Source organism: Mesorhizobium sp. M0587 (genome assembly GCF_040320945.1).
Classification (GTDB): domain Bacteria; phylum Pseudomonadota; class Alphaproteobacteria; order Rhizobiales; family Rhizobiaceae; genus Mesorhizobium.
Map to the genome: position 1 here is coordinate 1 of NZ_JAMYQP010000079.1, position 9,777 is coordinate 9,777.

At 63.0% G+C, this 9,777-nt stretch carries 9 protein-coding genes; 7 read left to right on the top strand and 2 right to left on the bottom strand.

The features are described from left to right. Positions 1-331: 331 nt before the first annotated feature. Complete coding sequence (locus tag NKI49_RS32715) at positions 332-1,357, top strand: IS110 family RNA-guided transposase (protein WP_352605848.1); 1,026 nt, start codon at positions 332-334, stop codon at positions 1,355-1,357. A 145-nt stretch (positions 1,358-1,502) separates the two neighbouring features. On the opposite strand, the gene NKI49_RS32720 is transcribed toward NKI49_RS32715, so the two are convergent. Together NKI49_RS32720 and NKI49_RS32725 are read right to left on the bottom strand one after the other, a co-directional pair. Next, positions 1,503-2,657: a patatin-like phospholipase family protein gene (locus tag NKI49_RS32720; protein WP_352605846.1), complete on the bottom strand. Its 1,155-nt coding sequence runs from the start codon at positions 2,655-2,657 to the stop codon at positions 1,503-1,505. After that, positions 2,650-3,438 (bottom strand): acetoacetate decarboxylase, encoded by a 789-nt coding sequence (locus tag NKI49_RS32725; protein ID WP_352605844.1) that lies wholly within the window; start codon positions 3,436-3,438, stop codon positions 2,650-2,652. Before NKI49_RS32725 ends, NKI49_RS32720 begins: the two co-directional genes overlap by 8 nt. Before the next feature lie 237 nt (positions 3,439-3,675). Between NKI49_RS32725 and NKI49_RS32730 the strand changes: the two genes are divergently transcribed. The 6 genes from NKI49_RS32730 to NKI49_RS32755 all read left to right on the top strand — a co-directional run. Then, complete coding sequence (locus NKI49_RS32730; protein WP_352605842.1) at positions 3,676-4,464, top strand: 3-hydroxybutyrate dehydrogenase; 789 nt, start codon at positions 3,676-3,678, stop codon at positions 4,462-4,464. Positions 4,465-4,536: 72 nt separating this feature from the next. Then, positions 4,537-5,304 carry a phosphodiesterase gene (locus tag NKI49_RS32735; protein WP_352605840.1) on the top strand — a complete coding sequence of 256 codons (768 nt, stop codon included), beginning with the start codon at positions 4,537-4,539 and terminating at the stop codon, positions 5,302-5,304. Positions 5,305-5,542: 238 nt separating this feature from the next. After that, a complete protein-coding gene (locus NKI49_RS32740) occupies positions 5,543-6,871 on the top strand; it encodes an NAD(P)H-dependent oxidoreductase (protein WP_352605838.1) in 1,329 nt (442 codons plus the stop codon). A gap of 2 nt (positions 6,872-6,873) precedes the next feature. Continuing rightward, positions 6,874-7,902 (top strand): thiamine pyrophosphate-dependent dehydrogenase E1 component subunit alpha, encoded by a 1,029-nt coding sequence (locus NKI49_RS32745; protein ID WP_352605836.1) that lies wholly within the window; start codon positions 6,874-6,876, stop codon positions 7,900-7,902. Continuing rightward, positions 7,902-8,900 carry an alpha-ketoacid dehydrogenase subunit beta gene (locus NKI49_RS32750; RefSeq protein WP_352605834.1) on the top strand — a complete coding sequence of 333 codons (999 nt, stop codon included), beginning with the start codon at positions 7,902-7,904 and terminating at the stop codon, positions 8,898-8,900. The genes NKI49_RS32745 and NKI49_RS32750 overlap by 1 nt, the downstream gene beginning before the upstream one ends. A gap of 3 nt (positions 8,901-8,903) precedes the next feature. Next, on the top strand, positions 8,904-9,777 hold an 874-nt coding region (locus NKI49_RS32755), incomplete at its 3' end, for an E3 binding domain-containing protein (protein WP_352695917.1).

Genomic DNA, 9,777 nt, shown 5'->3' on the forward strand with positions numbered 1-9,777 from the left:
GCGCCGGCCAAAGCCGCATAACCAACCGAACCGCCCTGTACGGACCCGTATGCAAGGTGGTGTGGGAGGGGAGGAACCGCGAGGTTCCCCCCTATCCCGATTGAGGAGCACCGTATTCAAGTCGGCAGATTTCGAGGAGGTATTCGCGTTGTATTGACGCGGAACACACCTGCGAGATTGGCCGAAACGCCCAACGCTTCGTCATCCTGGGGCGACGCAAGGAGCGCAGCGACGCGGCGCAGACCCCAGGATCCTGTGTGTTGGTTCAGTGCTATGGTTGAGGTGGGAAGGAGACCGAGGGGATCCTGGTCGTCCTTTTGGAGGACAGGCCGTGGCATGGCTCGGTCCCTTCCCACCGGTGAACCATCAACCTGAACAGTTGCACGGGGCTGTCACAAGCAGACCCCGCACCACAGGAAGAGGCATGGACATGATAATGCAGAACTATGTCGGCTGCGACATCTCCAAGCAGTGGCTCGATTTTTTTGATGAGGCAAGCGGTCGCGGCCAACGCATCGACAACCAGGTCGACGCGATCACTGCCTATGTGGAAGGCCTTCACCCGGGCCGTGATTTCGTCGTCATGGAGGCGACAGGGGTCCACGACCGGCTGCTGCGCCATGCGTTGGCCAAGGCAGGCGTTGCGTTTTCACGGCACAACCCGGCACACACCCACAACTATGCGAAGTCGACGGCGCGGCGCGCCAAGACCGATCCTCTCGACGCCAGGATGCTGAGCGGCTATGGCCGCCACTATCACCCTGAAGCCGAACCCGCCCCGCGCGAAGAAGGCGAACATCTTCAATCGCTTGCCCGCCATCGTGACCAACTGGTCGATATGCGGGCAAAGTTGAAGAAGTATCGCGACGAAGCCTTCGACGAGATCGTCATCGCCGAGATCGAAGAACTGATCGCCAGCTTCAACGCACGTATCAAGGCGCTCGAGAGCCGGATCGCCGAAGCCATTCGTCAAGTCGATGATACTGCCCGCGACAATGCGCTGATGGTCTCCGTGCCCGGCGTCTCCAAGATCACCGCGCTCTCTCTGCTGGCGCACCTACCCGAGCTTGGCCAGCGCTCACCCAAGTCGATCGCAGCACTCGTCGGCCTTGCCCCTTTCGACAGCAAAAGCGGCAAGCTCAAGCGCAGGAGCCAGATCCAAGGTGGTCGATCGCGCGTGCGCCGTGCCCTCTATATGGCAGCGCTCGGCGCCATCCGAGCCTGTGAACGCTTCAGAGCCTTCTACAGCGCCATCGCAACCCGCTCAGCGTCAAAGAAGCTGGCCATCATCGCCGTCGCAAGAAAGCTTCTCGTCGTTCTAAATGCCATCATCCGAGATAAAAAAGCATTCGCATGAACACAGTTGCCATGCCGGGACTCCGAAGCGTCACCACGGTCCAGAATTCTGCTTCGCTGCGTCCTTCGGCTAAGGTCGCGACATGGATCCTTGGGTCTTCGCTCCGCTTCGCGTCGCTACGCCCAAGGATGACGAGATCAGGAAGCTACGTCGGGTCCTCGCGGTGCAGATCGTGGATCGAGACGCCCTCGGCATTGGTCGGCAGCGTCAGCCACTGGCGATGGCGCAAGGTGCGCTGCGTGTCCTCCAAGCCCATCTCCCAATGCTCGCGCATCGAGGTACCGGAGAATTCGTAATCCTTGGCGTGACCTTCATAGCCTTTGTGCTGGTAGATGAGGTGCACGATGTTGACGATGCCGGCATCCGAATAGTCCGCGATCAAGGCTTCCTCGGCCGGCGTCAGCTGTTCCTTCGGCACGCGCTTCAGCGCATCGAGCAGGCGCATCTTAAGGCCATGGATGCGTTTGAAATTGTCGGTGTTCTGGCGCGTGCGGCTGGAATACATGATGTCCTTGTGGCGGGACAGCACGTCCGGCATGCTGCGCGGCAACACCCCGCGCGCGCTGAACAGGTCGACCTGGAATACCAGCGATGAACGGTCTTCTTCCTGATCGAGCAGATATTGCAGCGGCGTGTTGGAGACGATGCCGCCGTCCCAGTAATATTCGCCCTCGATGCGGACCGGCGGGAAAGCCGGTGGCAGCGCGCCGCTGGCCATGATGTGCTCCGGACCGATGCGCACCTTCTCGGTGTCGAAATAGACGAAGTTGCCGGTCCGCACATTGACCGCGCCGACGCTCAGCCGCTTCTTGCCGTCGTTCAGCACATCGAAGTCGATCAGGCTCTCCAGCGTGTCCTTCAACTCGGCGGTATCGTAGAAGCTGGTGGCACCCGCGGCGCCGGGCTGTTCGAACCAGGGATTGGGGTTGCGCGGCTTGAAGAAGCCGGGCTGGCCCATGGCCATCGTCATCCACGAGGAGGTGCGATTGCGGATGTCGCGGTAGATGTCGCCTTCGGGCGTATAGGACCAGATCTTGCGGCCCGAGATCGTCTGCCAGAACTGTTCGAGCCGCTGCAGGCGGCGGCTCGATTCATTGCCGGCGATGATCGAGGCGTTGATGGCGCCGATCGACACGCCAGACAGCCATGTCGGTTCGCAGCCGGCATCGGCCAACGCCTGATAGACCCCGGCCTGGTAGGCGCCCAGCGCGCCGCCGCCCTGGAAAACCAGGGCGATACGGTCATACTGCGCCGAGATTTCCTCGATGGTGGCGGTCGCCTCCCTCTTGCGATCAAGCACGGGTTTTCTCCAACTGGCTTGTGCTGGTCCCCGGTCGGGCGCGGTCAGCAAGATAGTCATGGACGACCTCGCCCAGCCCAAGTGTCAGATCGGCGGTGAAGTGGATGGCGGACACGATGTCGAGCACTGGCAGCCGCGCCACGTCGGCCATGACATGGGGCCTGAGATCGAGCGCGGCCGGCGCTGTCCAGGCTTCCTTCAGCGTCACATCGGTCAGGTAATAGCGCACCAGTTCGCAAATGCGTGGACTTCCGTCGACATGCGGAATGATCTTGATCAGGAAGTTGGGGGCGGCGAGCGAGGCGAGCACGGAATGGTGGTCGGCCTCGCGATGCTTGTAGCCCATCGTGCCGGTGGCGCACAGAACGCTGCCATAGTGCAGCGTGCCCACCACCACTTCGCCCTCATGCACGATCTTGGGGCTGGCGAGCTTTTTTGGAAAACCCCAGAGTTCGCGGCCGCCGGCGATGGGCGCGTCGTCGTCGAGATACATTGAATGGACATAGGCGCCGTGCTGGCCCTTGTAGCGCACGGGAATGACCTGGCCGGTCTCGGTGTAGTCGCCGAAGCCGGTGGAATCAGGCATGCGGATGAATTCGTACTTGACCAGCGGTTCGTCGATCTCCAGCGGCGCCGGCACGACCGCCTCGAGCGCCTCGCGTGTCGTGCGATAGGTGATGATGATGTATTCTCGGTCGAAGAAACGATAGGGGCCCGGCGGGAAAGACGGGTTGGTGAGCGGCATCGCATAGGCACGCTTCACGACATCGGCGATTTCCAAGCTGCACCCCCAAGGCTCTTTCAGGCAAAATTACTCAGGAAGGACCGCGCGAATGCGCAATCGATTATGTCGCACGGCACCATGACACTGCCGTGTCAGCCCTGATGACCACGGCGGCGACGGCCCGTGCCGGCACGGTCGTCCGGCTGTAATCGCATCGACATATGGCTCTGGCATTGTCATGCTGCGACGCACAAATATATCGTCACCTTCCCTCCCATTTCTCGAGAGATCGCCATGGCTTCCCTGTCTTCGAAAAACGCCCTCGTCACCGGCTCGACCAGCGGTATCGGCCTGGCCATTGCCCGGGCCTTTGCAGCCGAAGGGGCCAACGTCACCATCAACGGTCTTGGCGATCCGGCGGCAATCGAGCAGGAGCGTGCCGGTATCGAGAAGGATTTCGGCGTCAAGTGCCGTTACTCCGATGCCAACGTGATGGACGGCGCGGCGGTCAGCGCCATGGTGCACGAGGCAGAAGCCGCGTTCGGCAGTCTCGATATCCTGGTCAACAATGCCGGCATCCAGCATGTCGCGCCGATCGAGGAATTCCCTGACGACAAGTGGGAAGCCATCATCCGCATCAACCTGCTGGCCGCCTTCTACGCCATCAAGGCGGCGCTGCCGGGCATGAAGGCGCGCAAATGGGGCCGCATCATCAATACGGCTTCCGCGCACGCGCTGGTCGCCTCGCCGTTCAAGTCCGCCTATGTCGCGGCCAAGCACGGCATATCAGGCCTGACCAAGACCGTGGCGCTGGAGGCCGCGCTTGACGGCGTCACCGTCAACGCGATCGCGCCGGGCTATGTCTGGACGCCGCTGGTCGAAAAGCAGATCCCCGACACGATGAAGGCGCGCGGCATGACCGAAGAGCAGGTCAAGCACGATGTGATGCTGGCGGCCCAGCCGACCAAGGAATTCGTCACCGTTGAGGAGCTTGCCGCACTCGCGCTCTTCCTGTGCTCGGATTCGGCCAGGCAGATCACCGGCACGACCTTGCCGATGGACGGCGGCTGGACGGCGCAGTAGAGGATTGGCTGGGGTGATCGGTTTGCCGGCTGGTGCCGACGAGCGCCAGCAGGAAAACATTGCGTCACGGCCATGAAAATCATCCAGCTATCCGATCCGCATCTGATGACGCCGGGCGGTCTTCTGTACGGCTCGGATCCCCTGGCAAGACTGGAAGCCTGCCTTGCCGATATCGGCAAGAACCATGCCGATGCCGATCTGGTGGTGATATCAGGTGATCTCACCAATGACGGCGAGCGTGCCGCGTACGCAGCGCTGAGGGAAAAATTGACGGGGTTCGGTCCGCCCTGGCGGCTGATGCTCGGCAACCATGACGACCGGGCGCTTTTCCTCGAGATGTTCCCGGAAGCGGCTGCTGAGCGCGGTTTCGTGCAGAGCGTGGTCGACGGCAGCGAGGGCCGCCTTGTCCTGCTCGACACGCTGGACAGCGGGCATGTCGAAGGCAGGCTGTGCGAGGCGCGTCTCGAATGGCTGGATGAAAGGCTGCAAGAGGCGCAGGACCGGTCGGTCCTCCTGTTCATGCACCACCCGCCGTTCCGGATACACATGCCGGCGCTCGACGAGGTCAGGCTGGCCGACGCCGATGCCTTCTATGAGATACTCCGCCGTCACGGCAATGTCCGTCACATCTTCGCCGGACATGTCCATCGGCTGATCGCCGGCAGCTGGCGCGGCATTCCCGTCAGCACGCTGCGCAGCACCAATCACCAGAGCGCGCTCGATTTTTCGGACAGCTGGAGCCTGGGGCACGAGCCGCCCGCCTATGCCGTGATCCTGATCGATGCGGATGGAGTGATCGTCCATTTCCAGGATTTTCCAATCGGCGCGGCCGGTGACTGATCGGGTTGCGCAGTTTCTCCGTTCCGAAGAAGGTCGACGGTCGTGATAAGGTGCCTGTCGCGGCCGGTGGCTGTCTGTCCCGCACCGCGGCTGCCGTTGCCCACTTTTGGCCCGCGCCAGGGCCTCCGCGAAAGTGCGCTAAAAGCACCCGGATTTGGACATTAGTCTTGACAGAAATACAGATGTTCAATACCCGTCAAGCAATTGAACAGCCTGCAAAGTGGGAGGAATGAGCGCTATGGCTTCCAATGTTTCGCTGACGGGTCTTGCCCGCGATCTTGAGGAACGTGCCAAGTCGGGCAAGCCTATCCGCATCGGGTTGATAGGCTCCGGCGAGATGGGAACCGATATCGTCACCCGCGTCGCCCATATGTCCGGCATCGAGATCGGCGCCATCTCCGAACTGAACCTGCCCGCAGCCACCAGGGCGGTGGATATCGCCTTCCAGGAGACCGGACATGCGCGCGAGGTGTCGAACGCTTCCGCGATGACGGCGGCGATGGAGGCCGGCAAGATTGCGGTCACCAACGATTCCAGCCTGGTCATCAACAATGACCTGATCGACGTCGTCATCGATGCAACCGGCGTTCCCGCCGTCGGCGCCGAGATCGGCTTGCGCGCCATGGAGCACGGCAAGCATCTGGTGATGATGAACGTCGAGGCCGACGTCACCATCGGCGCCTATCTGAAGAGCGAGGCCGACCGGCTCGGCGTCACCTATTCGCTGGGTGCGGGCGACGAGCCATCCTCCTGCATGGAACTGATTGAATTCGTCTCGGCGATGGGCCATCCGATCGTCGCCGCGGGCAAGGGCAAGAACAATCCACTCAACATCGATGCCACGCCACCCGCCTATGAGGAGGAAGCCCAGCGCCGGCACATGAATGTGCGCATGCTGGTCGAATTCGTCGACGGCTCCAAGACCATGGTCGAGATGGCTGCGATCGCCAACGCCACCGGTCTTGTCCCCGACAAGGCGGGCATGCACGGCCCGGCGGCGACGCTCGGCGAACTCTCGAAAGTCCTCGTGCCGCAGAAGGACGGCGGCGTGCTGTCGAGGGTCGGCGTCGTCGACTATTCGATCGGCAAGGGTGTCGCGCCGGGTGTCTTCGTCGTCGCCGACATGTCGCATCCGCGCATCTCGGAGCGCATGGAAGATTTGAAGATGGGCAAGGGTCCGTACTTCACCTTCCATCGTCCCTATCATTTGACGTCGCTGGAAGTGCCGCTGACATGCGCCCGCGTCGTGCTCTACGGCAAGGCCGACATGGTGCCGCTGGCCAAGCCCGTGGCCGAAGTCTGCGCCGTGGCCAAGAAGGATATGAAGCCCGGCGAGAAGCTCGATGCGATCGGCGAATATTGCTACCGCGCCTGGATCATGACGGCGCCGGAAGCGCATGCCGCCAAGGCCATTCCCTGCGGCCTGCTGCAAGGCGGCTCGGTGACCGCGCCGATCAGGAAGGGCGAGCTCATCACCTATGCCAACGCGGCGCCTGCGCCGGGATCCAAGATTGCCGAACTGCGCGCCCGCCAGGACAAACTCGTCTACGGTACCGTGGGAGCCTGACCATGGCCGCAGCCAGCAAAGCCGTCGCGGACAGTCGCGCCAACCTGCCCTTCGTCTATCGCCAGTACAGCGCCGAGCAGCTCAGAGAGGTGCTCCACAAGATGTACCTCATCCGCCGCTTCGAAGAGGGCGCGGAGGAGTGCTACACGCGCGGCCTCATCCACGGCACCATGCATCTGTCGATCGGCCAGGAAGCCAGCGCCATGGGCATCTGCATGCCGCTCGGCGAGGATGACCAGATCACCTCGACACATCGTGGCCATGGCCACTGCATCGCCAAGGGCGCCGAGGTCAAGCGCATGTTCGCCGAGTTCTTCGGCAAGACAACCGGCTATTGCAAGGGCCGCGGCGGTTCGATGCACATCGCCGATGTCGGCAAGGGCAATCTCGGCGCCAACGGCATCGTCGGCGGCGGCATTCCGATTGCGGTCGGGGCGGCACTCTCCGCCAAGATGATGAAGACTGGCAAGGTCGTCGTCTCGTTCTTCGGTGACGGCGCCAACAATGAAGGCGCTTTCCACGAGGCGCTGAACATGGCGGCGGTCTGGAAGCTGCCGGTGATCTTCGTTTGCGAGAACAACGGCTACGGCATGTCGACATCGACGGCCCGCTCGACCGCGGTCAAGAACATCGCCGATCGCGCCGCCGCCTATTCGATGCCCGGCGTCGTCGTCAACGGCAACATTTTTTCGGAGGTCGCCGAGGCCTCCTACAAGGCTATCGAACGTGCGCGCGCGGGCGAGGGACCGACGCTGATCGAATCCAAGACCTATCGCCATCGCGGTCATTCCAAGAGCGACCGCAACCGCTATCGCACCAAGGAAGAGATCGAGGATTGGATGTCGAACCGCGATCCGATCACCCTGTTCGAAAGCGAGCTGCGCGAATTCGGCTTCGTCGACGACAAGGGCATCGAAGCCATTCGCGAAGCCGTGGCGCAGGAGATCGCCGACGGTATCGAATTCGCCAAGGCGAGCCCGTCACCGGACGTTCGCGACACTGGAAATTATGTCTACACGGAGCAGGCGTGATGGACGCGATGGTGCGTGAACTGAGCTACGCCCAGGCGATCCAGGAAGCCATGGCGATCGCCATGGACATGGATGAGCGCGTTTTCCTGATGGGTGAGGATATCGGCGTCTATGGCGGTGCCTTCCAGGTGACCGGCGATCTGGTCGAGCGCTACGGCAGCGATCGGGTTATGGACACCCCGATCTCGGAGCTGGGCGGTGCGGGCGTCGCCGTGGGTGCTGCCCTCACCGGCATGCGGCCGATCTTCGAGTTCCAGTTTTCCGATTTTGCGACGCTGGCCATGGAGCAGATCGTCAACCAGGCGGCGAAGATGCGCTTCATGCTGGGCGGCGAGGTTTCGGTTCCCGTGGTGATGCGCTTTCCGGCCGGCTCCGGCACCGGGGCCGCGGCCCAGCACAGCCAAAGCCTGGAGGCCTGGCTTGGCCATGTGCCCGGCCTGAAAGTCATCCAGCCGGCGACGCCTTATGACGCCAAGGGCATGCTTCTGGCGGCGGTCGCCGATCCCGATCCGGTGATGATCTTCGAGCATAAGCTGCTCTACAAAGTGAAGGGACCGGTGCCCGAAGACTATTACACCGTGCCGATCGGCAAGGCCGACATCCGCCGCGAAGGCCGCGACCTGACCATCGTTGCCACTTCGATCATGGTGCAGAAGGCGCTCGACGCGGCGGCGGCGCTAGAGTCCGAAGGCATCGATATCGAAGTCGTCGACCTCCGGACCATCCGGCCGATGGACAAGCAGACCGTCATCGACAGCGTCAAGAAGACGTCGCGGCTGCTTTGCGTCTACGAGGCCGTCAAGACGCTCGGTATCGGCGCCGAGATCAGCGCCATGATCGCCGAGAGCGAGGCCTTCGATTATCTCGACGCGCCGATCGTGCGGCTGGGCGGCGCGGAGACGCCGATCCCCTACAATCCGGAGCTGGAAAAGGCCGTTGTGCCGCAGGTTCCCGACATCATCACCGCCGCGCGCGACCTCGTGAAAGGGGTTCGCTGAGCAATGCCGACCGAAGTCATTCTTCCCAAGGTCGACATGGACATGGCGACCGGACAGATTTCGCGCTGGTTCGCCGAGGAGGGCGCCAGGGTCAAGAAGGGCGACGTGCTGTTCGAGATCGAAACCGACAAGGCGGCGATGGAAATCGACGCCCCGGCCACCGGCGTCCTGCGCGACGTCACCGGCAAGGAGGGCGTCGATATTGCGGTCGGTGCGGCGGTGGCGTGGATTTACGCTGACGATGAAAGCTATGCGCCAATCTCCCCCCTCGTGGGGGAGATGTCGACGAAGTCGACAGAGGGGGGCGCTTCAGAAGGCACCTCCCAATCCGGCACCGCCCTGGCGCCGAGACCAGTCGAACCGACCCCACCCGACCGGCCTTCGGCCGGCCACCCTCCCCTCGAGGGGGAGGGGAAACCCCGCGCGACACCTTTGGCGCGGCGGCTGGCTCGGGAAGCAGGCATTGCTCTCTCCAGTGTTGCCGGCAGCGGCCCGCACGGCCGCGTGGTGAAGGCGGATATCGACGCCGCGCTTTCCTCCCCCCTCGAGGGGGAGGTGTCGACAGAGGTCGCCTCGGGAGGCACCGCTTTTGCGCCGAGCCCCGTCGAGCCGACCCCACCCGACCGGCCTGCGGCCGGCCACCCTCCCCTCAAGGGGGAGGGGGACGTGCTGCGCTTGTTTGAGGAGGGCTCCTACGAGCTCGTCCCGCACGACGTCATGCGCAAGACCATCGCGCGGCGGCTGGTCGAGGCCAAGACCACCATCCCGCATTTTTACCTGACGCTCGACTGCGAACTCGACGCGCTGTTGGCACTGCGCTCGCAGCTCAATGCGGCCGCCCCAGTGAAGAAGACCGAGAAGGGCGAGGCGCCGGCCT